This window comes from Methylocystis sp. (assembly GCF_051061225.1).
Classification (GTDB): Bacteria; Pseudomonadota; Alphaproteobacteria; order Rhizobiales; family Beijerinckiaceae; genus Methylocystis.
Window position 1 is genome coordinate 13,905 of the sequence record NZ_JBPFEB010000021.1, and the last position, 25,592, is coordinate 39,496.

Sequence of the window (25,592 nt, forward strand, 5' to 3'; positions counted from 1 at the left end):
AAAATGAACGCGGTTGGACCGTCATCATTCGCCTGTACTGGTGCTTCAAATGAAGAAAACGCGCTTTAAGCTGCAAAGCCGACAGGGGAGAAACTGAGGAGCCCGAGCATGATCCAGCATAGCCGCGCGTCTATGGTCAAGGCGTCCATGTTTATTGCCGGAGGTCTGGCGTTTTTTCTTGTCGTCATGCATCAGGCGTCGCAACTCTTCCGATAGGGACGCCCATCCCCGGCGGACGCCCTCTCCCCGCCGCCGGGGATTTTCAGCACGCCGCCGGGTTTGCCGCGAGTTCGGCCCCGGGCGCTTGCGCCCCTTCCGCCGAACGGCGCCGGGCCGCCGCCCGCCCAAAGCCGACGAGCCGCTGTTCCAGCGGGAAGAGACACAGGCAGAACAGCAGCATGGCGCCCATCAGGGCGAATTGCGGGAGGACGTCGAGGTCGTTGAAGACCGGCCCGTTGCAGAGTTGCTGCCAGAGATAGACCGAATAGCTGGCGCGGCCGAGCCAGGCGAGAACGCCGTTCGACAGCAGACCGTGAAGGATGGTCCCCGGCGCGCCGGTGAGCAGCACCAGGGTTGGGATGGCGCCGATATAGGCGAGCCTGTACCAGGCGATGAGCGCGCCCTTCATCTCCTCATCCGCGCCGAAGGAGGCGACCACGCTGCGCGGCATGAAGACGATCAGCGCGGCCCCCGCCAGCGCCGGATACCGCCAGCCGCCGAGGCGGGGCCAGCCGGCGCCGGCGCGCCTTGCGGCCAGATAGCCCAGAAAAAACAATGAATAGGCGATCAGGCAGCCGATCTTGCCGATCCACCAGATGGTGAAGACGAAGGGAACGGCGGCGAAAGCCAGGGCGGCCGAGGCGGGCCAGAGGCGGGGCGTCTTGCCCAGGGCCAGCCAGGAAAAGACCGCCGGAAACAGCCAGTAGAACTGCGTCTCGAAGGCGAGGCTCCAAGTGTGGCCGACATACCATTTGCAGGCGACGCCGGGCGCGGTCGAATTGCACAGATACAGCGCGCCGCTGAGGAAATCGTCCCAGCCGAACTCGATGGCGCCGCCGAGCCCGAGCGCCAGCAGCGCCGTGAGATAGAGCATCAAGGGCGGGACGATGCGAAAGAAGCGGCGGATATAGAAGGCTCTGGCCGAGAAGCCGCCGGTCCGCTCCGCCTCCTTCAGGCAGCCCAGGCTCACGACATAGCCGCTGATGAAGAAGAAGATGAAGACCCCGGTCTCGCCATATTGGGCGACGACGCCGAGCGGGCTTTTCTCGTAGAAGGCCGCGATGGCGTGGTTCATGCTGAAATGGTCCGCGAAAACCATGAGGATCGCGGCCACGCGCCATCCATCCAGATAGTCGAGTCGTTTCGGCGCGGGCATGATCGGTCCACTGGCGCCGTGCGGCGCGATTCGGGCTCAAGCCCGACAGTTTCAGATCATGAAGCTTTTGTGAAGCTTGCCGGCTCAGAAACGTGTGGCCGCATAGGGGCTTGGATCGGTGAAGGGCGTTTCGCCCGTCATCATCTCCGCCAGCAGCCGCCCGCTGACCGGCCCGAGCGTCAACCCGTGGTGGGCGTGGCCGAAGTCGAACCACAACCCCTTGTGGCGCGGCGCCTCGCCCAACACGGGCAACATGTCGGGAAAACAAGGCCGCGCGCCTTTCCACGGCTGCGCGTCGAGCGCCGCGCCGAGCGGGAACAGCAGGCGCGCGATCGGCTCGCAGCGCTCGATCTGCACCGGGGTGGGCGGCGCGTCGCGGGGGGCGAACTCCGCCCCGCTGGTAAGCCGGACGCCGCGCGCCATGGGCGCCAGCAGATAGCCATTGTCGGCGTCGAGGATCGGATGATGCAGCGTCGCGCCGGACTGGGGCGCGTAATGCATGTGATAGCCGCGCTTGAAGCCGAGCGGCATGTCATATCCATAGCGGCGGTAGATGAGGTCCGACCAGGGGCCGAGCGCGACAACCGCCGCGCGCGCGGCGATCCGGCCCTGCGGCCCCGCGACGCTCCAGCGGCCGTCCGGCTCCTGTTCGAGGGTCAGCGCGTCGGCGGCGACGAAGCGCCCGCCGCGCGCGGAAAACAGATCGGCGTAGGCCCTGGCGAGGGCGCCGGGGTCGTTGACGAAGGCCGTGTCGCGGTAATGGACGCCCCCCGCGACGCTCGCCAGATTGGGCTCGCGCTCGAACACCGCCCTGGCGTCGAGAATGTCGATGTGGAGATCATAGGCGCGCAGCTTCTCGGCGTCGGCGACGCCGGCGGCGAGCGTCTCCTCGCGGCGGAAGAGCTTGATCCAGCCGGGGCGACGCAGGAGCGCCCCGGCGCCGGCCTGCCGGATCAGCTCTTCGTGTTCGATGAGGCTGTGCTCGATGAGCGGGCGCCGCGCGGCGATGCTTCGTTTCACGCGCTCGGGCGCGCTCTCGCGCCAGTAGCGCATCAGCCAGGGGGCCACGGACGGCAGGGCGCCCAGGTGATAATGCGCCTCCGGGAGGAGGTTCAGCGCATATTTGACGAGCTTCGCCGGGTCGCGCGGGAACAGATAGGGGAAGATCGACGAGCGCTCGATCAGGCCGGCGTTGCCGAAGCTCGTTTCGAGCCCCGCCCCGCGCCGGTCGACGAGAACGACCTCGCGCCCGCGCGCCTGAAGATGCAGGGCGGCGGAGACGCCGACCATGCCCGCCCCGAGAACGATCACATCCGCCGTCCGCATGCCGCCTCCCATGATCGCTACATATGGCCCCGCAAAGCCTCATCCGAAAAGCGACGCCAGATAATAGGCCGCCCCCGCCGCCAGCCCGCCGACGAACAGGGTCTGCGCGCCGGATTTCAGCGGATCGACCCCCGTCATCCGCCCCTTCACGGCGCCGAACACCAGCAGCGCGACGCCCGTGAAGATCGCTGAATGCGCAAGCGCGCGCTTCACGTCGTCTTCGAGAATGTAGGGCGCGAGCGGGATCAGCCCGCCGACCGCATAGGCCGCCGCGATGGTCGCGGCGCTGACGGGCGCGCGCTTGGGGTCGGGCCGCTCCAGCCCCAGTTCGAAGCGCATCATGAAATCGACCCAGCGCGTCTTGTCGGCCGAGAGCGCGGCGACGACCGAGTCGAGCTCGGGCTTTTCAAGCCCGTATTGCGAGAAGATTTCCCTCAGCTCGTGCCGCTCCTGCTCGGGAAGCTTCTCGACTTCCAGATATTCGCGCTTTTCCTCGGAGTGGAAATGCTCCTGATCGCTGCGTGCGGCGAGATAGCCGCCGAGGCCCATGGCGGTGGCGCCCGCGACGATTTCCGCGAGCCCCGCCGTCACCACGACCCGGCTCGACGCGATCGCCGCCGAAATGCCCGCGGCCAGCGCAAACGGGACGGTGAGCCCGTCGGCCATGCCGATCACCACGTCGCGCACCGTCTCCGTGTTGAGAAAATGCCGCTCCACATGGTCGCCGGACCCGCCTTTCGGACGCCGGCCCCAGAGCAGGGCGTTCACCTCCTGGGGCCCGAGCACGCGTTCGAGCTCGACGAAGGCGAAGAAGGGGATCAGCCCGACGAAGACGATGATCGCCGTCATCAGGATCGCCTGGAGCGAGCCGTCGCCGATCGTGGGAACCGCCTCGGCGACCGTCTTGCCCCGCCAGACGCCGATCAGCGTCTCCTCTGCGATATGGAACAGGATGAGCAGCAGGGCGAAGAGCGCGGATTTGATCAGCGCCGGGCCAGCGACGGGAGCGTCGGCTCGGCTGTCGCCCAGCCTGAGCTGCTGGCCGATCAGCACCGCCTTGGCCAGGGCGAGCGCGTTCAACAGCGCGAAGCCCTGATGGTAAGTGAAGAGATCCTCGTTGAAAATGAAGGCCCTGTGGAGGGAGAACAGGGTGAGCAGCACCCAGAGATAAAGAAAGATCCCCAGAAAGCGCCGGCCTTCCTCGGCGGCGCCGGCCTTGAGGCGCGAGAGTTTGTCCTTGTCCATCGTCCAGCCTTCCCGGCGCGCTGCGCGCGATCGCGTTTTTTACCCCGCGTCGGCCTAAAGGAACATGACCGCAAGCAAGACCCGTGCGCCCGGTCGCTTTCGGCCCGGATTGACCGCGGCCTGCGAATTTGCGAACCGAAGACCCGAACCCCGGCGGCGTCCGGCCCGACCCTTAGCTTTTCCAGAGGCGCCATGATCCCCCGTTACTCCCGATCCGAGATGACGACCATCTGGGAGCCGCAGACGCGCTTTCGCATCTGGTTCGAGATCGAGGCCTATGCCTGCGACGCGCTCGCCGAACTCGGGGTGATCCCCAAGGAAAGCGCCAGGAACATATGGGACAAGGCGGATTTCGTGAAATTCGACGTCGCCCGCATCGACGAGATCGAGCGCGTCACCAAGCATGACGTCATCGCCTTTCTCACCCATCTCGCGGAATTTATCGGGCCGGACTCCCGCTTCGTGCATCAGGGCATGACGTCCTCGGACGTGCTCGACACCTGCCTCGCCGTGCAGCTTTCGCGCGCCGCCGACCTCCTGATCGCCGACGTCGACGCCTTGCTGGCCGCGATCCGGAAGCGCGCCCATGAGCACAAATTCACGCCGACCATCGGCCGCTCGCATGGCATTCACGCCGAGCCCGTGACCTTCGGCCTCAAGATGGCGCAGGCCTATGCGGAGTTCACCCGCGCCCGCGAGCGGCTGGTGACGGCCCGCAAGGAGGTCGCGACCTGCGCCATCTCCGGCGCCGTGGGGACCTTCGCCAACATCGACCCGCGCGTCGAGGAATATGTCGCCCACAAGATGGGCCTCGTTCCGGAGCCCGTCTCGACCCAGGTCATTCCGCGCGACCGCCATGCCGCCTTCTTCGCGACGCTGGGCGTCGTGGCGTCGTCGGTCGAGCGGCTGGCTGTCGAAATCCGTCATCTCCAGCGCACGGAAGTCCTGGAGGCGGAGGAATATTTCTCGGCCGGGCAGAAGGGCTCTTCCGCCATGCCGCACAAGCGCAATCCGGTGCTGACCGAAAATCTCACCGGCCTCGCCCGCCTCGTGCGCGGCATGGCGATCCCGGCGATGGAGAATGTGGCGCTCTGGCACGAGCGCGATATTTCCCACTCCTCGGTCGAGCGCATGATCGGCCCCGACGCCACGGTGACTCTGGATTTCGCGCTGGCGCGGCTGACCAACGTCATCGAAAATCTCGTCGTCTATCCCGAGAACATGAAGAAGAACCTCGACCGGCTCGGGGGGCTCGTCCATTCGCAGCGCGTGCTGCTGGCGCTCACCCAGAAGGGCGTGTCACGCGAGGACGCCTATGCGATGGTGCAGCGCAACGCCATGCCGGTCTGGCGGGGAGAAGGCGAGTTCCGCGCGCTTCTGGGCGCCGATCCCGACGTCAGCGCGAAGCTGTCGCCGGCGGAACTCGACGAATTGTTCGACCTTTCGTACCACTTCAAACATGTGGACACGATCTTTCGGCGCGTTTTCGGAGAATGAGCGTCGCGCGGTCGATTTCATAGGCGTTGAGGCGGACTTCCCGGCCGAAGGCGACCAGGGCGGCGGTGAAGAGCGCCATCGCCACGGCGAACAGGAAGCCGGCCCCATATTCGTGCCGGATGTGAAAGAAGGCGGCGAGGAAGCTGATGATGACGAGCATGCTCGTCACCACGCAGCTCGCCACGCCCCAATAGATCGCCTTGTGCATCAGCCGCGCGCGCTTCTCCAGAACCGGCAGCTCGTCGCTCAACTGCGCGCGGACGTCCTCGCTCTCCAGCGAGTCGAAGAGACGGGAGCGGTCGACGATGCGATCCAGCCGCGACACCAGCACGCTGAGAAGCTGCGCCTCCGCCGCGAGGAGGAAGGCGGGGCCTGTCACGAGCGAAATCACATTGGAAAGCTGCTGGACGGTGGGAGTTTCGAGGAGCATCGCAAGGTCGTCTCCGGGGCTGGTTGGCCATGATCTGCCCGGCCCCACCCCTTCGCGCAAATTCGCACGGAACTGGTCCGGCGTCCTGCGGCGATTCGCATTTTTCTTCCAAACCGCCCGCTAACGCCTTAAACAGCGGGCCATGATCTGGCTCATCTTCGCTCTTCTCACCGGCGCCGCCGTCATGGCGGTCCTCGCGCCGCTCGCCCTTCGTGGCGAGGCCAGGGACGCCAAGGCCGCCGACATCGCCTTTTTCGAGGAGCAGATCGCCGAGATCGACCGCGAGAAGGCGGAGGGCCGCCTCGACCCCGCCGAGGCCGAGGCCGCGAAAACGGAGGCCGCGCGCCGGCTGCTGCGGGCCGAGGCCGCGCCGGGAGCCGCCGCCGGCGGTTCGCGCAAGGCGGCGCTCGTCACCGCGCTTGCGGCGATCGTGATCGTCCCGGCGGTGTCCCTGCCGCTCTATCTGCGGCTGGGCAAGATGGAAATGCCCGACATGCCGCTGACGGCGCGGCTCGAATCCGCGCCGGAGCGGGGCGACCTCGCCGGCGCCGTCGCCCGCATCGAACAGCATTTGCGCGAGCACCCGGAGGACGGGCAGGGGTTCGAGGTCGTCGCGCCCTATTATCTGCGCACGGGGCGCAGCGAAGACGCGATCAACGCCTATGAGAAGGCGCTGAAGCTTCTCGGCCCCACCCCCCAGCGCCATGCGGCGCTCGGACAGGCGCGCATGATGGTCGCGCGCGGCCAGGTGACGGCGGAGGCGAAGAAGGAGTTCGAGGCCGCCCTGACCCTGGACCCCAGGGACGCCATGGCGCGATATTATCTCGCGCTCGCCGCCGAGCAGGCCGGCGAGAAGCAGACGGCCATCGGGATGTTCAGCGCGCTTGAAGCCGACACGCCCGCCGACGCGCCCTATCTCTCGGCCGTGAAGCAGCGGCTCGCTGAGCTGCGCGGCGAACCCGCGCCGGCGCCGCCCGTGGCGGAGAGGGGTCCGGGAAGCGAGCAGGGCAAGGCCATCGCCGCCATGCCGGCGCAGCAGCGCGACGCGGCGATCCGGGGCATGGTAGGCCGGCTCGCCGAGCGGCTCCAGTCCCAGGGCGACGACGTCGAGGGATGGCTGAAGCTCATTCGCGCCTATAGCGTGCTCGCCGAGCCCGATAAGGCCAAAAAGGCCGTGGGGGACGCCCGCAAGGCGCTCGCCGGCAAGGATGGCGAGGTCGCCCGCATCGAGGCGCTGGCGAAGGAATTGGATATCGGGGGGTGACCCCCTCCCTGTCCCTCCCCCGATTCTCGGGAGAGGCGACGCTCACGATCAGCTTTGCTGATGAAGGCCCGCACCTACTCCCTCTCCCGCGAAGCGGGGGAGGGTTGGGGAGGGGGTAAACCGGCGGAAGACATGACGCGCAAAGGCAAGAGACTCACGCTCATCATCGGCGCCCTCGCGGTTCTCGGCCTCGCAGCGGGGCTGATGCTGTTCGCGCTGCGCGATAATATCGTCTTCTTCTACACGCCGTCCGAACTGGCGCAGAAACAGGTCGCGCCCGGCGCGCGGCTGCGCATCGGCGGCCTCGTGAAGGAAGGCAGCGTGGTCAAGAGCGGCAAGGACGTGACATTCGCCGTCACCGACCGGACGAAGGACCTCCCGATCGCCTATACCGGCCTGCTCCCGGACCTCTTCCGCGAAGGGCAGGGCGTCGTGGTCGACGGCCAGCTCGGGACGGATGGAACGTTCAAGGCCGACAGCGTGCTCGCCAAGCACGACGAGCGTTACATGCCCAAGGATGTCGCCGACGCGCTCAAGAAACAGGGCGTGTGGCAGGGAGAGCAGAAGTGATCGTCGAAACCGGACATTACGCGCTCGTTCTCGCGCTCGCTCTGGCGCTGCTGCAATTCGCCATCCCCTTCGCCGGCGCGCGGATCAACGATCCGGCGCTGATGCGCGTCGCGCGGCCGACGGCTTTCGCGCAATTCCTGTTCGTCGCGCTGGCCTATGGCGCGCTGACCTACGCCCATGTCGTTTCCGACTTCTCGCTGGTCAACGTCATCGAGAATTCGCATTCGCTGAAGCCCTTCATCTATAAAATCTCCGGCGTGTGGGGAAACCACGAGGGCTCCATGCTGCTGTGGGTCCTCGTGCTGTCGCTGTGCGGCGCGCTGATCGCGGTCTTCTCGTCGACCATGCCGGACAGGCTGCGCGCTGACGCGCTCGCCGTTCAGGGCCTGCTCGGCGCGGCCTTCCTGCTGTTCATCCTGCTGACGTCGAACCCCTTCGCCCGCGTCGATCAGCCGCCGTGGGAAGGGCGCGACCTCAACCCGATCCTTCAGGACCCCGGCCTCGCGATCCATCCGCCGCTGCTCTATCTCGGCTATGTCGGCTTCTCGATCGTCTTTTCCTTCGCGGCGGCGGCGCTGATCGGCGGCCGCATCGACGCCGCCTGGGCGCGTTTCGCGCGGCCGTGGACGCTCTTCGCCTGGGTGGCGCTGACGCTCGGCATCGCCATGGGCCCCTACTGGGCCTATTACACGCTCGGCTGGGGCGGCTTCTGGTTCTGGGACCCGGTCGAAAACGCCTCGCTCATGCCCTGGCTCGCCGGCACGGCGCTGCTGCACAGCGCGGCGGTGATGGAGAAGCGCGAGGCGCTCAAGGTCTGGACGATCTTCCTCGCGATCCTCGCCTTCTCGCTGTCGCTGCTGGGAACCTTCCTCGTGCGCTCGGGCGTGCTCACCTCCGTGCACGCCTTCGCGAGCGACCCGGAGCGCGGCGTCTTCATCCTCGGCATTCTGATCTTCTTCATCGGCGGAGCGCTGGCGCTCTTCGCGATCCGCGCCGGGGCCTTGCCCGTCGGCGGCCTGTTCTCGCCCATTTCGCGCGAGGGCGCGCTGGTCGTGAACAACCTGCTGCTCTCGGTAAGCTGCGCGACCGTCGTCATCGGCACGCTCTATCCGCTGGCGCTGGTGGCGTTGACCGGGGTAAAGATCTCGGTCGGGGCGCCCTTCTTCAACACGGTGCTGATCCCCATCGCCCTGCCGCTCGCCCTGCTCATGCCCGTCGGCCAGATGCTGCCCTGGAAGCGGGGCGATCTCGGCGCGGCCCTGCAACGCCTGCGCGTCGCTTTCGGGGCGGGCGTGCTCGGCGCGGCGGCGCTCGGCGTGCTCTATGGAGCGCCCTTTCTCTCCATCGTCTCGGGCGGCGTCGCGGTCTATCTCGTGGTCGGCGCGGTGAGCGACATCGCCCAGCGGGCCGCCTTCCGCGCCTCGTCCGCGTCCACGATTCTCGCGCGCCTGCGCGGCCTGCCGCTGTCGACCTGGGGCACGTCCATTTCGCACGCCGGCATGGGGCTGACCCTGCTCGGCCTCGCGGCGACCGGCTGGGGCGTCGAGAGCATCCTCGCCATGAAGCCCGGCGATTTCTACGACGTCGGCCCCTATCGCATCGGCATCGAGGCGATCGACGCGCGCGAGGGGCCGAATTATTCGGAAATCTACGCTGTGATGGCGGTGCGTTCGGGCGGCGAGACGCTCGCGACCATCGAGCCCGCCAAGCGCAACTATCCCGCGCGGCGCATGCAGCGTTCCGAGGCCGGCATTGTGACGCTGGGTCTGGGGCAAGTCTATGCGGCCATCGGCGAGTCGCATCCCGAGGGAACCATCGACGCGCGTCTCTACTGGAAACCTTTCGTGACGCTGATCTGGATCGGCGCGCTGGTCATGGCCTTCGGCGGCGCCTGCTCGCTCGCCGATCGGCGGTTGAGGATCGGCGTCGCCCGCCGGGCGGCGGCTGTGCCGGAGGCCGCGGAATGAATTGGAAGACCCCCACCCCAACCCTCCCCCGCCAGAGGGTGTCCGTAAGGACGCCCGTCTCTCGACGGGCTTTGGCGGGAGAGGGGACGCCCACGAGCCGCACGGCCGATGAAGGCTCGCGCCTGACTCCCTCTCCCGCGAAGCGGGGGAGGGTTGGGGTGGGGGCCTTCGCCATCGTCGCCACCCTTCTGATATTTCCCGCCCACGCCGTCACCCCGGAGGAAAAGCTCCCCGACCCGGCGATGGAGGCGCGCGCGCGCGCCATCACCAGCGAATTGCGCTGCCTCGTCTGTCAGAATCAGTCGGTCGACGATTCCGACGCGTCGCTGGCGAAGGACCTGCGCGTGCTGGTGCGCGAGAAGCTCAAGGCCGGGCTCAGCGACGCGGAGGTGAAGGACTATGTCCACGCCCGCTACGGCGATTTTGTTCTGCTGCGGCCGCCGGTGAAGCTCGACACCCTTCTGCTGTGGACGGCGCCGCTGCTGGCGCTGCTGGCGGGGGCGGCCGCCGTCTGGACCGCCGCCCGCCGCCGCGCCGCCCCGGCCGGCCCGGCCGCTCTCACCGAGGACGAGCGGGCGCGGCTGAAGGCGCTGGGAGTCGGCAAGGACCTCGAGTCGTAAGGGCGCCCGCCCGTCCCGAAACGCCGCCCCCTGTTCAACCGCGACGCGCTGCAATATAGGGGGCGGGAGCGTTTTTGAGCCGCCCGCGCGGCGCAGCGAAGAGAAGCGGACCATGGCCGAGCATTCCACGCCCCATTTCCACAACACCTCCGGCGTCCCAGAGATTCGCGTGGGGGCGAAGGAGTTCATGTGCATCGGCGCGCTGCCGCCCTTCGATCACCCCCATGTCTATATCGACATGGGCGCGGAGTCGCAGGCGGTCTGCCCCTATTGCTCGACGCTCTATGTCTACGACGCGACGCTGCACGGCGGCGCCGAGCCCAAGGACTGCGTCTACCACGCCGAAGAACCGGCCTGACCCGGACCTGACCGGCGTGAGCGCGCCCATCGCCATTGCGGGCGCCGGAATCGGCGGCCTGACAGCGGCCCTCGCCATCGCCGGGGCGGGACGGCGCGTCCTGCTGCTGGAGCGCGCCCAGCGGATCGAGGAGGTCGGCGCGGGCTTCCAGATCGCCCCGAACGCCGGGCGGGCGCTCGCGCGGCTCGGGCTCGAAGAGGCGCTCGCGGCCGTCGCCCTTGAGCCGCGGGCGATCAACGTCCGGCGCGGTCGCGACGGCCAGGTGCTGGCGCGCCTCGACATTTCCGACTCCCGCGCGCAATGGGGCGCGCCGTTCCGCGTCTTTCACCGCGCCGACCTCCAGCAGGCGCTGTTGCAGGCGGCGCAGGCCAATCCCGAGATCGAGATCCGGACGGGGGCGCGCGTCGGCGAGTTCGACGACGCTGGCGGTCTCCTGCGCCTCTCCGTCCATGGCGCCGAGGGCGTCGCCGAAATCGAGGCGGCGGGGCTCGTCGGCGCCGACGGCCAGCGTTCGACCGTGCGCGCCCATCTGCTGCCGACCGAGCGCGACCTGCCGTTCTACTCTGGCCGCACCGCCTGGCGCGCGCTCGTCCCGGCCGAGCTGGCGCCGCCCGCGCTCCGCGCCCGCGAAAGCAATCTGTGGCTGATGCCGGGCGCCCATGTGGTTCATTATCCGCTGCGCGACGGGGCGATCATCAATGTCGTCGTCATCGTCTCGGAGCCGCCGCGCCACGCCGAGGGCGCGGCCATCCTCTCGCTCGACGGCTCCGAGCTGGCGCGCCTGCTCGACCGCCAGCGTCCGGCCCGGGATCTGGCCGCGCTGATCGAGGCGGGGGCGTCCTGGCGGCACTGGCCGCTCTTCGCCCGCCCGCCGCTCAAGCGCTGGAGCCGAGGCGCCGTCACGCTGCTGGGCGACGCCGCGCATCCCATGATGCCCTTTCTCGCGCAGGGGGCGGCGCAGGCGATCGAGGACGCAGAGGCGCTCGGCCGCGCCTTCGGGCAGCTCGGCGCGACCGTCGAGAGCGTTTTCGCCGCCTATGAGGCCGCCCGAATCGGTCGCGCCGCGCGTGTCGTGCGCGCGTCATGGCGGCAGGGTGAATATTTCCACATGGGCGGGCTCGGCGCCACGGCGCGCGATCTCGCGATCCGCACGCTGGGCGGGCGCGGAATGCTCGCGCGCAACGCCTGGCTGTATCGTTAACGGCGCGCTTGCGCCTGATATTGTGTCGAATACGCAACAAGCGTCGAGTTGCGAGGGATATGCGCGCGTCGACAGTGGCCAAGGCCCTTACGGCTTGTTAAGAAACCGTCAATATTGGCTAAGGGGTGGATTTCCTTGAGGCATGGCGTGACGAAACTTCTGCTGACTAGCGCCGCCGCGGCTTGCCTCGCAAACGCCTGCGCCGCAGCGGATCTGACGCCGCCGCCCAAGACGGACGCCAAGGGCTGGATCGTGACGGTCAGCGTCATCGGCGCCGTCAGGCCGAGCTTCCCCGGCTCGTCGCAGATGCGGCCCTATCCCTTTCCGGCGGTCTCGTTTCGCCGCGTGGGCGAGCCCGAAACCTTCTCCACGCCAGACGAGGGCTTCGGCCTCGACGTCCTGGACGTGGGCTATGTGAAGGCCGGGCCGGTCGCCAACTTCGTCTTTGAGCGCGGCCGCCGCCCGGAGCTCTTCGGCCTGCACACTGTCGGCCTGACGCATGAGATCGGCGGCTTCGTCGAAGCCTATCCGTTGGATCACTTCCGCGTGCGCGCCGAGATGCGTCAGGGCATCGACGGCCACAAGGGGTTCGTCGCGGCCTTCTACGCCGACGCCTACGAGACCCTGGGGGCGTTCCGGCTCTCGGTCGGCCCGAGGCTCAATTTCGGCGACAACACCTACGCCAACTCCTTTTTCTCGGTCACGCCGTTCGAGGCGCTGCTGAACGGCCGCCTCACGCCGTATCAGGCCACGGGCGGCTTCACCGCCGCCGGCGGCATGGCGACCGCGCGCTACGACATCAACGATCTGACCAGCGTGTCGGTCTATGGCGGCGGGCAGCGCCTGCTGGGCAGCGTCGGCTCCAGCCCGATTCCCAACATCGTCGGCTCTCGCAACCAGTTCAACGCCGGCCTTGCCGTTTCGCGCTCCTTCGTCGTGAACCCGGCGGCGTTCCTCCCCAACCTGTTCTGATCCGGCGACGGCTCCGCTGGCGCCATTTCGCCGCGCCCTCGCCACAGGAGTTGCGCTCGGGGCCGCCCGTTAACCCCATCGTCCCGCTTGCGTTAACCTTTGCCGCGCCCCTGCGCCTTCTGGCGGAAAAGGGCGGCTCTCACGCATGCCGGCGGTCCTGAAAAACGATCAGAAAATCAACCTCTTGCAGGCGATGCGTCGCATTTTACGCGATTTGGTCCAGAAGAATTATACTTACCACTGTTCAGACGAATTCTGAACGCATTCGCATAAAATGCCGCTGAATTACTTTGAGTGACTTCAAAACAAGAAACCTATTCTCGTCTCATCAGATGGAGACGGGACATGTTCGGGTTGATCGTCAAAACGGCTGCCACACTCGCTCTGGCGGGGGCGGCCCTGGCCGCATCGGCGACGGCGGGCGTCGCGGCGCCGGACACGGGGCGTTATGCGGTGGTCGGGGCGGAAACCAGCGTGCCGTACGGCTGGGTCGATTTCTGCCAGCGCTATGCGGGCGAGTGCCGCGATGAGACGAGCGCGCCGCGTGAGGTCGAGCTGACTCCGGCGGCCCAGCGCAAGATCGCCCGCATCAACGCCTGGGTGAACAAGAGCATCCAGCCCGTGACCGATCAGGAGCATTGGGCGGCGGTCGACGCCTGGGATTATCCCACGGACGGCAAGGGCGACTGCGAGGATTTCGCGCTGCTGAAGCGCCGCATGCTGATCGAGGAAGGCTTTCCGCGCGAGGCGCTGCTCATGACGGTCGTGAAGGAAAAGAACGGCGACGGCCATTCGATCCTGACCCTGCGCACCAACCGTGGCGATTACGTTCTGGACAATCTCACCGACGAGATGAAGCCCTGGACTCAGACCCCCTATCGCTTCGTGAAGCGCCAGTCCCAGGAGAATCAGAACGTCTGGGTGGCGATCGCCGAGCCGGCGGCGCGCCTCGCCTACGCCGGACAGTGAGGGCGCGCAGGCGGCGCTCAGGAACGAAGCCCTCGGGGCGCGGGTCTCCCGCGCTCCGGGGGCTTCGCGCGCGGGCAGGCGCGCCTGCGGTAACCATAAGTTAAAGAGACCTTAACGCCCATCTTGGCAAAGCCGCCACATTCGTTAAAGATTTGTTAACGGTGAGTTGCGGGTTAGGGTTGCGTTAAGATGTGTGTCACGCGTCGGATTTTGAAAGCTCTCGTGTTCGGCTTCGCCGCCCTGAGCCTGTCCAGTCTTCCCGCTGACGCGGGCGTGCGCCTTCCCGACTCCTCCCTGTCGCCGCTTGGTCCGGAAACCAGCGTCCCCTTTGGCTGGGTGGATTTCTGCCAGCGCTACGGCGGCGAATGCGACGAGGCGCCGGCCACGCCCGAGGCCATCGTGCTGACGCCCGCCGCCTTCCGCAAGATCGAGACCATCAACGTCGCCGTGAACGCCAAGGTCGATCCGGTCACCGACGCCGAACATGTCGGCGCGCCGGACGCCTGGGATATTCCGGCCGACGGCAAGGGCGACTGCGAGGATTATGCGCTGCTGAAGCGCCGCCTGCTGGTGGAGGCGGGCTTCCCGCGCGCGGCCCTGCTCATGACGGTGGTGAAGGACCAGCATGGCGACGGCCATTCCGTGCTGATGGTGCGCACGAGCCGCGGCGATTTCGTGCTCGACAATCTGATCGACGAGGTGAAGCCCTGGTCGCGCACGCCCTACCGTTTCGTGAAGCGCCAGTCGCAGGAAAACCAGAATGTGTGGGTGTCGATCGGCGCACCCACCAGCGCGCCGATGTATGTGGCGAAATGAGCGGATCGGCGGGCGCCGCTGGTTCCTAGATTTCCTTGAGGCCGTTCAGATAGCGGCGTCCGTTCTCGACATAGTGTCTGGCGGATTCGAGATGCGCCGCGCGCGAGTCCGCGCCGAGCTCCCGCACGACCTTCGCCGGCGAGCCGACGATCAGTGAATTGTCCGGATATTCCTTGCCGCCGGTCACCAGCGCATTGGCGCCGACCAGGCAGTTGCGGCCGATCTTCGCGCCGTTGAGAATGGTCGCGCCCATGCCGATCAGGCTGCCGTCGCCGATCGTGCAGCCATGCAGGATCACATTGTGGCCGATGGTGCAGTCCTCCCCGATCACGAGCGGATAGCCCATGTCCGTGTGCAGGACGCTGTTGTCCTGAATATTGGTGCGCGCGCCGATGGTGATCCATTCATTGTCGCCGCGCAGGACGCAGTTGAACCAGACATTGGCGTCCTCCATCAGCTCGACGCGGCCGATGAGCTGCGCGCCCGGCGCCACGAAACAGCGGCCTTCGGCCGGCAGGCGCGGCGCGACGCCGTCGAGCGTGTAAAGCGGCATGCGTGAATCTCCTTCCCTCGATGTGGTCGCGACTTTGCCATTTCGGCGCTGCGCCGCAAAGCGGCGCCTCGGCGCTGCGCCCCCTCCATTCGGCGCGGGCCGAAAAACGTGTATAAACAGTTGCAAGCGCTTCGCGTCGCGACGCGCGGCCTGTAAAACGCCGCGCACATCGGGGGATGTTGCGGATTCGCGGGCGAATCGGAGGACGGGATCTGAACGGCCAATTGCGCGACCGGATGCGGCTGGCGAGCGCCTTCGCGGCGAAGGCCTTGGCGCGGCGCGCGGCGGCTCCCTATCACCTCGTGAAATCCATGGCGATCGCGCCGCCGGAGCGGCTGAAGATCGCGCCGCCGGACATTCGCACGACCGATCCGACGGTCGCAGACGAAATCTACTCCGGTTATTTTTCTTTCGCCGGCAAGACGATGCAATGCCATGGCGGGTCGCCTTTCCTGCTGACGGCGCCGTCTCCCGGCTGGCGGCGCGCGCTCGCCGGCTTTTCCTGGCTGCGTCATTTGCGCGCCGCCGACAAGGCGCTGGGACAGGCCAATGCGCGCGCGCTCGTCGCCGATTTTCTTTCGCTCGGGAAACTGAGCCCGGACGATCCGGCGATGGAGCCGGCGGTGGCGGCGCGGCGCATGCTCTCCTTTTTCGCGCAGTCGCCGGCGCTGCTCGACGGCGCCGAGGCGGAGTTCTACGACGCCTTCATGTTCGCCCTCGCGCAGGGCGCCCGGTTCTTGTGGCGCGCGCTCGCGACGGGTCAGGCCGAGGGCGCCGATCGCCTGTTCTGCGCCATCGCGCTGGCCGAATTCGCGGTCTGCGCGGACACCGGGCGCAAGATCGCGCCGCAGGTGTCGCGCACCCTGTCGATGGAGCTCGACCGCCAGATTCTCCCCGATGGCGGCCACGTCAGCCGCAATCCACAGGTCGCGGTCGATCTGCTGCTCGATCTTTTGCCGCTGCGGCAGGTGCTGGCCGCGCGCGGTCTACAGACGCCGTCGGCGCTGATGCGCGCCTCCGACCGCATGATGCCGACCTTGCGCATGATGCAGCATGGCGACGGCTCGCTGGCGCTCTTCAACGGCATGGGCGCGACCGAGCTGGACCGCGTCGCCAATGTGCTCGCCAATGAGGACGCGCGCGGCGCGCCGCCGCTCAAGGCCCCTTATTTCGGTTATCAGCGGCTGTCGGCGGCGGAGGCGACCGTCATCGTGGACGCGGGCCCGCCGCCGCCGCCGGAATTTTCGCGCGGCGCCCATGCCGGCTGCCTGGCCTTCGAATTTTCGCTCGGCGTCGAGCGCGTCGTCGTCAATTGCGGCGCGCCGTCGCCGCCGCATGAGGAGCTGCGCGAGATGGCGCGGGCGACCGCCGCCCATTCCACCCTCGTCGTCGACGACCGCTCCTCGGCGCGGATTTCCGCGAGGGACTCCGGCGGCTGGCGCGCGGGGCTGGTGACCGAGGGGCCGCGCGCCGTCGCCGTCGAGCGGCGCGAGACCCCGGCCGAGACGACCCTGATCCTGTCCCACGACGGCTATGCCCGCGATTACGGCCTGATCCACGCCCGCGAGCTGGCGCTCGCCGCGGATGGCGCGTCGCTCTCGGGCGTCGACCGCCTGCTGGTCGTGGAGGGCGCGGCCAAGGCGCCGCCCGAGGTCGACTTCGCGCTGCGCTTTCACCTTCACCCTCGGGTGCGGGCGGCTCCGCTGGGCGACTCCATCGCCCTGGCGCTCGCCAATGGCGAGACGCTGTTGTTCGCCGCGGAGGGCGGCTTTCCGGAGGTCGAGGACAGCATATTTTTCGCGGGGCCGGCCGGGGCGCGCAAATGCGTCCAGCTCGTGCTGCGCGGAAAGGCCGCGCCCGGGGTGGAGCTGCGCTGGTCCTTCCAGCGGGTCTGAGCGGTTCCGCCGCTCCTTCAGGTATGATAAGCGCGGCGCGAATTTCAAAAAACAGGGATCAGCAATCATGCCGGTGGATCAGCGTAAAATCGCGCGGGCGCTCCTGTCCGTCTCCGACAAGACGGGGCTCGTGGACTTCGCGCGCGCGCTCGCCGGCCATGGCGTGGAGCTGGTCTCGACCGGCGGCACGCGCAAGGCGCTGGCGGACGCCGGGCTGCCGGTGCGCGACATCTCCGATCTGACGCAGTTCCCGGAGATGATGGACGGGCGGCTGAAGACGCTGCATCCCAAGGTGCATGGCGGCCTGCTCGCCATTCGCGAGAATCCCGAGCACGAAGCCGCGATGCTCGCCCACGATATCCGGCCGATCGATCTGCTCGTCGTCAACCTCTATCCCTTCGAGGCGACGCTGGCCAAGGGCGCGCCCTATGAGGAATGCGTCGAGAACATCGACATTGGCGGCCCCGCCATGATCCGCGCCGCCTCCAAGAATCACGACGACGTGGCCGTGGTGGTCGATCCGTCCGACTATGCCGCGCTCGTCGACGAGATGGCGGCGACGGGCGGCGCGACGCGGCTCGCCACGCGCCGGCGCCTCGCGCAAAAGGCCTTCGCCCGCACGGCGGCCTATGACGCGGCGATCTCCAACTGGCTGGCGGTCGAGCAGGGCGAGGCCGCGCCGCCGGTCCGCGCCTTCGGCGGCCGCCTCGCCGAGCCCATGCGCTACGGCGAGAATCCGCACCAGTCGGCGGGCTTCTATCTGACGGGAGAGAGGCGCCCCGGCGTCGCCACCGCGCGGCAGGCGCAGGGCAAGCAGCTCTCCTACAACAATGTCAACGACACCGACGCCGCTTTCGAATGCGTGGCCGAGTTCGACCCGGCGCGCACGGCGGCGGTCGTCATCGTCAAGCACGCCAATCCTTGCGGGGTCGCCGAGGGCGCCTCGCTGGAAGACGCCTATCGCAAGGCGCTGCGCTGCGATCCTGTGTCGGCCTTCGGCGGGATCGTCGCGCTGAACCGCAGACTCGACGCGCACGCGGCGCGCGAGATCGTCAAGGTCTTCACCGAAGTGATCATCGCGCCCGAGGCGGACGACGAGGCGATCGAGATCGTCGCCGCCAAGAAGAATCTGCGGCTGCTGTTGACCGGGGGGCTCCCGGACCCCCGCGCGAAGGGCCTCGCCTTTCGCAGCGTCGCCGGCGGATTTCTGGCCCAGTCCCGCGACAATGCGGTCGTCGACGACATGGACTTGAAAGTCGTGACGCAGCGCGCCCCGACGGCGCAGGAGCTCGCCGATCTGCAATTCGCCTATCGGGTCGTCAAGCATGTGAAGTCCAACGCCATCGTCTATGCGAAGGATCTGGCGACCGTCGGCATCGGCGCCGGGCAGATGTCGCGCGTCGACAGTTCGCGCACCGCCGCCCACAAGGCCGGCGAGGCGGCGCAGGCGGCCGGGCTGGCGGAAAGCCTCGCCAGGGGCTCGGTCGTGGCCTCGGACGCCTTCTTCCCCTTCCCCGACGGGCTCCTCGCGGCGGCGGCGGCGGGCGCCACGGCGGTGATCCAGCCGGGAGGCTCGATCAACGACAAGGACGTGATCGCCGCCGCCGACGAACAGGGACTCGCCATGGTCTTCACCGGCGTGCGGCACTTCCGGCACTAGCTTTGCCTGCTCCGCTTCTCTAGAGTCGCCCCCAAGCTTGTTTTTCGGGGAGTCTGACATGCGCCGCGCGTTATATCTGTCGCTGGGCCTCGCCCTTGCCCTGGGCCTCGTTTCCGGGGAGGCGCTGGCGAAGGCGCGCAAGCAGGCGCCGGCGGCTCAGGGGGCCGTGGCGCAGGACCCCAATGCGGTTCCGCTGCCCTCCAATCTGAAGACGAACAAGGACTGGCTCGACGACGGCGCCGGCAATCCGGCGACCGGCAACCTTCAGCCGGACGCGCAGAACAACGACAATTATTTCATTCAGCAGAGAGGCGGCTACGATCCGACCTGGTACACGGAGGCGGGCAGCATCTTCGACGGACGCTGAGGGGAAGGCGAGAGCCCGCCCGGCAAGCTGTGGAGCTTAACCTTGCGTTAAGGGACAGGCCGGGAGAATCGCATATATGTGTTGCGATCACCCATCGGCGGGCTTCCCGGCATGACGCACAAGTTTTCCAGCAGGAGAAAGGCCCGGCGGGGCCTGGTTCTGAGCGCGGCCGCCGTTCTGTCCAGCGCCGGCCTCGCCTGCGCGGGCGAGCCGGTCTCGGCCGTCTCGAGCCGCGTCGAAGCGACCCCGGACCGCTCGCGGCTGGTGTTCACCCTGACGGGCGGCGAGGTTTCGCCGCAGGCGCATGTGGCGGCCAATCCCCCGCGCGTCATCGTTGACCTGCCGGAGGTCGCGTTTCGAATCGACCCCAAGGAGGGGCGTTCGTCCGCAGGTTCGAAGCTCATCAAATCCTACCGCTACGGCCAGTTCGCGCCGGGCCGCTCCCGCGTCGTCGTCGATCTTCTGGCCCCCGCCCGCATCGTGAAGACGGCCTGCGCGGGGGGCCTCCTCGAGATCGAGCTGGCGCCGACGTCCGACGCCAGTTTCAGCGCCGCCGTCGCCACAAACGCGGCCGTCGCGCCTCCCGAGCCCGCCGCCGCGCCTGCGTCGCCTGCTGCGTCGCCTTCCGACAAGCCCGTGGTGGTCATCGACCCCGGTCACGGCGGCGTCGACATGGGCGCGACCGGGAAGCATGGCGAGCAGGAGAAGGCGATCGTCTTCGAATTCGCCCGCGCTCTGGCCGCGAAGATCGAGCAGGGCGGCCGTCTGAAGGCGGTGCTGACCCGCAACGAGGACGTGTTCCTGCCGCTCAGCGAGCGGGTGCGCATCGCCCATGCGGCCAACGCCGCGCTGTTTCTCTCGATCCACGCCGACACGCTGGCCGAGGGCCATGTGGCCGGCGCCACGGTCTATACGGTGTCCGCCAAGGCGTCCGACGCGGAGGCCGCGCGCATCGCCGAGAAGGAGAATCTCGCCGATCAGGCCGCGGGTCTCGAAAGCAAGGAGGCGGTCGAGGAGGTTGGAGACATTCTCTACGACCTCACCAAGCGTGAAACCCGCGCCTTCAGCGCGCAGTTTTCGCAGGCGCTGATCGCGCGCTGGAAGGAGGCGGGCAGCCTCAACAAGAACCCCGCCCGTTCGGCGGGCTTCGTCGTGCTGAAGTCCTACGACATCCCCTCCGCGCTGCTCGAGCTTGGCTATCTGTCGAGCGAGAAGGACCTCGCGCGGCTCATGTCGTCGGAGTGGCGCGATCAGGCCGCCGGCAAGACGGCGGAGGCGATCGACGCCTTTTTCACCGCCAGGTCGCGAGAGGCGCGGGCGCCGGAAAAGACCCAGCGCCCACAATAAAACACAAAAATTAGACATTCGGAGACGGCCGGAGTCAGGACGGGGGTCCTGGACCACGGCGCGAGCCGGCTTGCGGCGGGGGGCCAGAAGCCACTGGATTGGCGGGCGCGTGCAATGCTAAAGCATGGCGGCCCCGTTGAGAATGGACGGCGTTCGCCATTATTGCGCGTCACCAATCCAGACACGAGAGACCATGTGCGTGACGCGGAGCGGCGCGCGGCTGGCCCGCCGCCTGGCGACAGCTCCCTGAAAAAGGGAGCGGCCGACGCCATATAGGGGCGGCAGGCAAGGGCCCGACCGGCCCGCTGAGAGGAAGATTTTGATGCGACTTCTCGCAAGATTTCTGGGGTTTGTCTTCGCGACCGGCGCGATCGTCTTCCTGATCGGCGCCGTCGGCGCCGCCGGTCTGATCTACTACTACTCCAAGGATCTCCCGGACACGGCGGCGTTGCAGAACTACGAGCCCCCGGTCACGACGCGCCTGCACGCCAACGACGGCTCCATCCTCGCCGAATATTCGCGCGAGCGGCGCCTGTTCCTGCCGGGCTCGGCCATTCCGCCGCTCGTCAAGCAGGCCTTCATCTCGGCCGAAGACAAGAATTTCTACACGCACAACGGCGTGGACCCGGAAGGCGTGCTGCGCGCCGTCGGCGTGCTGCTCGAGGGCGGCCGCCACGTGCAGGGCGCCTCGACCATCACCCAGCAGGTCGCCAAGAACTTCCTCGTCGGCAATGAGCGCTCCATCGACCGCAAGGTTCGCGAGGCGATCATCTCCTTCCGCATCGAGGCGGCCTATTCCAAGGAGCGCATTCTCGAGCTCTATCTCAACGAGATCTATCTCGGGCTCGGCAATTATGGCGTCGCCGCCGCCGCGCTCAACTATTTCAACAAGTCGGTCAACGAGCTGACGCTGGCGGAGGCCGCCTATCTGGCGGCGCTGCCGAAGGGGCCGAACAACTACCATCCGTTCCAGCATCGCGAGCGCGCCATCGAACGCCGCAACTATGTCATCGACCGCATGGAGGCCGATGGCGTGGTGACGCACGAGGAGGCGACCAAGGCCAAGGCCGAGCCGCTGGGCGTCAACCCGCGCGCGCTATCGCCCAACACTTATGTGGCCGGCTATTTCGCCGAGGACGTGCGCCGCGAGCTGCTCGACCGCTACAAGGAAAAGGGCCTCTACGAGGGCGGCCTGTCGGTGCGCACCACGCTCGATCCGAAGATGCAGGCCTGGACCCGCAAGGCGCTGGCCGACGGCCTGGTGCGCTTCGACGAGGCGCATGGCTTCCGCGGTCCGATCAACCACATCGACGTGTCCTCGGACTGGGGCGCGCCGCTCGCCAATATTCCCGCGCTCGGCGACATCAAGCCGTGGCGCCTCGCCGTGGTGCTCGACCTGAACGACGCCGGCGCCCGCCTCGGCCTGCAACCGGGCCGCGAGGCGTCCGGCGAGGTCGCGCGCGAGCGCGAGACCGGCATGCTCACCGCCGAGGGCATGCGCTGGACGGGCCGCAGCCCGAAGAGCGCGCTCACCGTCGGCGACGTGGTCTATGCCGAACCCATGGCCGGCCAGCCCGGCCGCTACCGTCTGCGCCAGATTCCGGAAATCTCCGGCGCCATGGTGGCGATGGACCCCTATACGGGCCGCGTCTTCTCCATGGTCGGCGGCTTCTCCTTCGACCAATCGGAGTTCAACCGCGCGACTCAGGCGTTGCGCCAGCCGGGCTCGTCCTTCAAGCCCTTCGTCTATGCGACGGCGCTCGACAACGGCTACACGCCCTCGTCCTCCATCCTCGACGAGCCGATTTCGATTCAGCAGGCGGACGGCAGCTACTGGACGCCCGAAAACTTCGAGGGCGGCCACGGCACCGGCGCGCATCCGCTCGACTACGGCGTCGCGCATTCGAAGAACATGATGACCGTGCGTCTGGCCAAGGACGTCGGAATGCCGCTCATCGCCGAATACGCCAAGCGCTTCGGCATCTATGACGACATGGGCCCCTATCTGTCCCTGTCGCTCGGGGCGGGCGAGACCACGCTGCTCAAGATGGTCACCGGCTATTCGATGTTCGCTAATGGCGGCAAGCGCATCAAGCCGACGCTCATCGACCGCGTGCAGGACCGGTGGGGCAAGACCATCTTCCGCCACGACGAGCGCCAATGCCTCGGCTGTGACGCCGACAAATGGGACAATCAGAACGAGCCCAAGCTGATCGACAAGCGCGAGCAGGTGCTCGATCCGCTCACCGCCTATCAGATCACCACCATCATGGAGCATGTGGTCCAGCGCGGCACGGGCGTCTCGATCAAGGCCGTCGGCAAACATCTCGCGGGCAAGACCGGCACCACCAACGAGGCCAAGGACCTCTGGTTCGTCGGCTATTCGCCGGACCTCTGCGTCGGCGTCTATATCGGCTACGACCGGCCGCGCTCCATGGGCAGCCACGCCCAGGCCGCGCTCTTCGCCGCGCCGATCTTCCGCGACTTCATGATGGTCGCGCTGAAAGACAAGCCGGACACGCCGTTCCGCGTGCCGCCGGGCATCAAGCTCATCTCGGTCAATCCGGGCTCGGGCCTGCGCACGGCGAGCGGCGGCGAGCTCTGGCCGTTCAAGCCCGGCACGGCGCCGCCCGACTCCTATTCCGGCGGCGACGGCCCGCGCCAGGTGAATACGCAGGACGTCGATCAGCGCGTCGGCACCGGGACCGGCGGCCTTTACTGAATCACGGCGGCGGACGGAGCTCGTGCTCCGTCCGCCGTTGGTTTGGAAGCCTTTTCCGAAAGGCGAAGATGACAGACACCGCCCCGCCCGTTCACATCGAAACCGCCGATCACGTCGCCACTCTCACGCTGAGCCGGCCGAAGAGCCGCAACGCTTTGTCCCTGTCGATGATCGCCGCCTTGTCGGAGGCGCTGGACGTGATCGCCGCGCAGGAGGAGACCCGCGTCGTCATCCTGCAGGCCGAGGGTCCCGCCTTCTGCGCGGGTCACGACCTGAAGGAGCTGACCGCCCGGCGCAATGACTCCGACCGTGGAGAGGCCTTCTTCGACGAGACCATGCGCGCCTGCTCGGCGCTGATGGAGAAGATCGTCTCGCTCCACAAGCCGGTGATCGCCGCCGTCGATGAAATGGCTACCGCCGCCGGCTGCCAGCTCGTCGCCAGCTGCGATCTGGCGGTCGCCGGACCGCGCGCGCGGTTCTGCACGCCGGGCGTCGATATCGGCCTGTTCTGCTCGACTCCGGCCGTGGCGTTGTCCCGCGCCGTCGCGCCCAAACATGCGATGGAAATGCTGCTGACCGGCGCGCCGATCGACGCCGGGGCGGCGCTGCGCATCGGCCTCGTCAACCGCGTCTCCGTGGACGGCGCCCGGACCGGCGCGCGCGCCCTCGCCGCCCTCATCGCCGAAAAATCGCCGCAGGCCATCAGCTTCGGCAAACAGACCTTTTACGCCCAGCGCGAGCGGAACCTGACGGACGCCTATGTCCTTGCCAGCAGGGTGATGGTGGAGAATATGCTCGCGGCCGACGCCGTGGAGGGGATCGACGCCTTCCTGGGCAAGCGCCCGGCGGTCTGGCCGACGCCCTGAGCCGCCAGCCTTGGGGGGCGGCGCCCGGATGTTTTGGCCGGGGGGTCCGCACGCATAGGGGCACAAGCGCCGATATGTGAGGGCAGTCAACGCTTTCGGACGCCCCCCAGCGCCCGGGACAAGCTAACCTGTTTACAGTAGCACGCCGCATCCCCTTTGCAACGGCCCAAGGCGGCCAATTTGGCCTGGCCGGCGGATGGCGCGCGTCTACTCGCCGAGGTTGCGCAGCGCCGCCGCCGCGGCGAAGGGACAAAGCGCCAGCGCCGTCAAAGTGATGGCGCAAAGGATGGAGAAAGGCGACAGGAACGGCACGGTCCCGCCGGCCGCCGCCTCCGAGGCCGAGACGCCGAAGATCAGAACCGGGATCGTCAGCGGCAGGACCAGAAGCGCCATGAGCAATCCGCCGCGCCGCACGGTCACCGTGGCGGCGGCGCCGATGGCGCCGATCAGCGTCAGGGCCGGCGTTCCGACGAGGAGCGTCGCCACCACCCCGGCAAGCGCCGCCGCGTCCTGTTGCAGCATGAGCCCCAGAAACGGGGCGGCGACGATGAGCGGCAGGCCGGTCGCGGCCCAATGGGCGGCGCATTTGGTGAGCACCGCCAGCTCCAGAGGCGTGTCGCCGAGATGCAGCAGATCGAGAGAGCCGTCTTCGGCGTCGGCCTGAAACAGCCGGTCGAAGGCGAGAAGGCTCGCCAGCAGCGCGGCGATCCACAGGATCGCCGGGCCGATCCGGGACAGGAGATTGGGGTCCGGCCCGACCGCGAAGGGCACGATGGCGACGAGCGTGAGGAAGAACACCACGCCCATGGCGCCCGAGCCGCCGACGCGGCGGGCGATGCGCCATTCGCGCAGGAAAAGGGCCGACAGCGGCGTGTTCATTGCGGGGCCCCCAGCGCCAGTTCGCCGGCCTCTTCGAGGCCGAGCGGCTCGTGGGTGGCGGCGACGATCATGCCGCCCAGCGCGCAATGGTCGCGCATGGCGGCCGCGAATTTTTCGCGCGAGGCGCGATCCAGCGCCGTCAACGGCTCGTCGAGCAGCCAGACGGGGCGATGGGCGACCAGGAGCCGCGCCAGCGCCGCGCGCCGCTTCTGTCCGGCCGAGAGTGCGCCAAAGGGCGCCCTGAGGGCGTGGCCGAGGCCGACCACGGCGAGGGCGTCGGCGACCGGGCGGCTGCGCCGGTCCTCCGCCTCCGCCTGGCCGAGCCAGGCGGCCCAGAAGGCGAGGTTTTCCTCGACAGTCAGCGCCGCTTTCATGCCGTCGGCGTGGGCGAGGTAATGGGCCGCCTGGGCGAGGTCCGGGAGGTCTGGCGCGCCCTCGAGCGTCACGCTCCCGCCGGCGCGCGGCAGCAGCCCGGCCATCGCGCGCAGCAGGGTGGATTTGCCGACGCCATTGCGCCCGGTCACCACCAGCGCCTCCCCGCCGCGCAGGGTGAAGCTGACGCCGGTCAGCACGGGCCGGCCGCCGCGCGCGACGGCAAGCGCGTCGACGCTCAGCCGCAAGGCGGCGCGCAGATCGGCATGGGGGCGGTGCGGGCTGGTCTCCATGCGCACTGCCAATAGAGAAAGCCGCGTC

Annotated in this window: 23 protein-coding genes; 16 read left to right on the top strand and 7 right to left on the bottom strand. The window is 68.1% G+C overall.

Going from position 1 to position 25,592, the window contains the following annotated elements; all coding sequences use genetic code 11:
* Positions 1-262: 262 nt before the first annotated feature.
* From ACR652_RS04060 to ACR652_RS04070, 3 genes are all read right to left on the bottom strand, one after another.
* Positions 263-1,375: an acyltransferase family protein gene (locus ACR652_RS04060; RefSeq protein ID WP_434505241.1), complete on the bottom strand. Its 1,113-nt coding sequence runs from the start codon at positions 1,373-1,375 to the stop codon at positions 263-265.
* Positions 1,376-1,459: 84 nt separating this feature from the next.
* On the bottom strand, positions 1,460-2,701 hold the full coding sequence (locus ACR652_RS04065; RefSeq protein ID WP_434505242.1) for an NAD(P)/FAD-dependent oxidoreductase: 1,242 nt from the start codon (positions 2,699-2,701) through the stop codon (positions 1,460-1,462).
* A 39-nt stretch (positions 2,702-2,740) separates the two neighbouring features.
* Positions 2,741-3,460: a VIT1/CCC1 transporter family protein gene (locus ACR652_RS04070; protein ID WP_434505395.1), complete on the bottom strand. Its 720-nt coding sequence runs from the start codon at positions 3,458-3,460 to the stop codon at positions 2,741-2,743.
* Positions 3,461-4,138: 678 nt separating this feature from the next.
* Between ACR652_RS04070 and purB the strand changes: the two genes are divergently transcribed.
* Positions 4,139-5,443, top strand: coding sequence for an adenylosuccinate lyase (gene purB, locus ACR652_RS04075; RefSeq protein ID WP_434505243.1), 1,305 nt, complete (start codon positions 4,139-4,141; stop codon positions 5,441-5,443).
* Here the strand turns inward: purB and ACR652_RS04080 are convergent.
* Entirely contained in the window at positions 5,400-5,873 is a 474-nt protein-coding gene (locus ACR652_RS04080) for a DUF2721 domain-containing protein (protein ID WP_434505244.1), read from the bottom strand. The genes purB and ACR652_RS04080 overlap by 44 nt on opposite strands.
* A 142-nt stretch (positions 5,874-6,015) precedes the next feature.
* Between ACR652_RS04080 and ccmI the strand changes: the two genes are divergently transcribed.
* From ccmI to ACR652_RS04125, 9 genes are all read left to right on the top strand, one after another.
* On the top strand, positions 6,016-7,137 hold the full coding sequence (ccmI, locus tag ACR652_RS04085) for a c-type cytochrome biogenesis protein CcmI (protein WP_434505245.1): 1,122 nt from the start codon (positions 6,016-6,018) through the stop codon (positions 7,135-7,137).
* 132 nt (positions 7,138-7,269) lie between these two features.
* Positions 7,270-7,707: a cytochrome c maturation protein CcmE gene (gene ccmE / locus ACR652_RS04090; RefSeq protein WP_434505246.1), complete on the top strand. Its 438-nt coding sequence runs from the start codon at positions 7,270-7,272 to the stop codon at positions 7,705-7,707.
* A complete protein-coding gene (locus ACR652_RS04095; RefSeq protein WP_434505247.1) occupies positions 7,704-9,674 on the top strand; it encodes a heme lyase CcmF/NrfE family subunit in 1,971 nt (656 codons plus the stop codon). The genes ccmE and ACR652_RS04095 overlap by 4 nt, the downstream gene beginning before the upstream one ends.
* Positions 9,675-9,832: 158 nt before the next feature.
* On the top strand, positions 9,833-10,294 hold the full coding sequence (locus tag ACR652_RS04100; RefSeq protein WP_434505248.1) for a cytochrome c-type biogenesis protein: 462 nt from the start codon (positions 9,833-9,835) through the stop codon (positions 10,292-10,294).
* Between the two features lie 112 nt (positions 10,295-10,406).
* Positions 10,407-10,652 carry a zinc-finger domain-containing protein gene (locus tag ACR652_RS04105; RefSeq protein ID WP_434505249.1) on the top strand — a complete coding sequence of 82 codons (246 nt, stop codon included), beginning with the start codon at positions 10,407-10,409 and terminating at the stop codon, positions 10,650-10,652.
* 16 nt (positions 10,653-10,668) lie between these two features.
* On the top strand, positions 10,669-11,853 hold the full coding sequence (locus ACR652_RS04110; protein WP_434505250.1) for an FAD-dependent monooxygenase: 1,185 nt from the start codon (positions 10,669-10,671) through the stop codon (positions 11,851-11,853).
* Between the two features lie 147 nt (positions 11,854-12,000).
* On the top strand, positions 12,001-12,825 hold the full coding sequence (locus tag ACR652_RS04115; protein ID WP_434505251.1) for a MipA/OmpV family protein: 825 nt from the start codon (positions 12,001-12,003) through the stop codon (positions 12,823-12,825).
* 345 nt (positions 12,826-13,170) lie between these two features.
* On the top strand, positions 13,171-13,794 hold the full coding sequence (locus ACR652_RS04120; RefSeq protein WP_434505252.1) for a transglutaminase-like cysteine peptidase: 624 nt from the start codon (positions 13,171-13,173) through the stop codon (positions 13,792-13,794).
* A gap of 189 nt (positions 13,795-13,983) precedes the next feature.
* Complete coding sequence (locus ACR652_RS04125) at positions 13,984-14,610, top strand: transglutaminase-like cysteine peptidase (protein ID WP_434505253.1); 627 nt, start codon at positions 13,984-13,986, stop codon at positions 14,608-14,610.
* A gap of 25 nt (positions 14,611-14,635) precedes the next feature.
* On the opposite strand, the gene ACR652_RS04130 is transcribed toward ACR652_RS04125, so the two are convergent.
* Positions 14,636-15,163, bottom strand: coding sequence for a gamma carbonic anhydrase family protein (locus ACR652_RS04130; protein WP_434505254.1), 528 nt, complete (start codon positions 15,161-15,163; stop codon positions 14,636-14,638).
* 224 nt (positions 15,164-15,387) lie between these two features.
* Here ACR652_RS04130 and ACR652_RS04135 point away from each other — a divergent pair, with 224 nt between their 5' ends.
* The 6 genes from ACR652_RS04135 to ACR652_RS04160 all read left to right on the top strand — a co-directional run bounded on the left by ACR652_RS04135 (position 15,388) and on the right by ACR652_RS04160 (position 24,020).
* The gene (locus ACR652_RS04135) at positions 15,388-17,058 is read left to right on the top strand and encodes a heparinase II/III family protein (RefSeq protein WP_434505255.1); all 1,671 of its coding nucleotides are present in this window, start codon (positions 15,388-15,390) and stop codon (positions 17,056-17,058) included.
* A gap of 67 nt (positions 17,059-17,125) precedes the next feature.
* Positions 17,126-18,718, top strand: a complete 1,593-nt coding sequence (purH, locus tag ACR652_RS04140) for a bifunctional phosphoribosylaminoimidazolecarboxamide formyltransferase/IMP cyclohydrolase (RefSeq protein WP_434505256.1) — start codon at positions 17,126-17,128, stop codon at positions 18,716-18,718.
* A 58-nt stretch (positions 18,719-18,776) separates the two neighbouring features.
* Positions 18,777-19,085 carry a cellulose-binding protein gene (locus ACR652_RS04145; protein WP_434505257.1) on the top strand — a complete coding sequence of 103 codons (309 nt, stop codon included), beginning with the start codon at positions 18,777-18,779 and terminating at the stop codon, positions 19,083-19,085.
* 78 nt (positions 19,086-19,163) lie between these two features.
* Positions 19,164-20,432, top strand: a complete 1,269-nt coding sequence (locus tag ACR652_RS04150; protein WP_434505258.1) for an N-acetylmuramoyl-L-alanine amidase — start codon at positions 19,164-19,166, stop codon at positions 20,430-20,432.
* Between the two features lie 322 nt (positions 20,433-20,754).
* A complete protein-coding gene (locus ACR652_RS04155; protein WP_434505259.1) occupies positions 20,755-23,154 on the top strand; it encodes a penicillin-binding protein 1A in 2,400 nt (799 codons plus the stop codon).
* Positions 23,155-23,222: 68 nt separating this feature from the next.
* Complete coding sequence (locus tag ACR652_RS04160) at positions 23,223-24,020, top strand: enoyl-CoA hydratase (RefSeq protein WP_434505260.1); 798 nt, start codon at positions 23,223-23,225, stop codon at positions 24,018-24,020.
* Between the two features lie 207 nt (positions 24,021-24,227).
* Here the strand turns inward: ACR652_RS04160 and ccmB are convergent, their stop codons facing one another.
* Positions 24,228-24,899 carry a heme exporter protein CcmB gene (ccmB, locus tag ACR652_RS04165; protein ID WP_434505261.1) on the bottom strand — a complete coding sequence of 224 codons (672 nt, stop codon included), beginning with the start codon at positions 24,897-24,899 and terminating at the stop codon, positions 24,228-24,230.
* On the bottom strand, positions 24,896-25,564 hold the full coding sequence (gene ccmA / locus ACR652_RS04170; RefSeq protein WP_434505396.1) for a heme ABC exporter ATP-binding protein CcmA: 669 nt from the start codon (positions 25,562-25,564) through the stop codon (positions 24,896-24,898). The genes ccmB and ccmA overlap by 4 nt, the downstream gene beginning before the upstream one ends.
* Between the last annotated feature and the right edge of the window lie 28 nt (positions 25,565-25,592).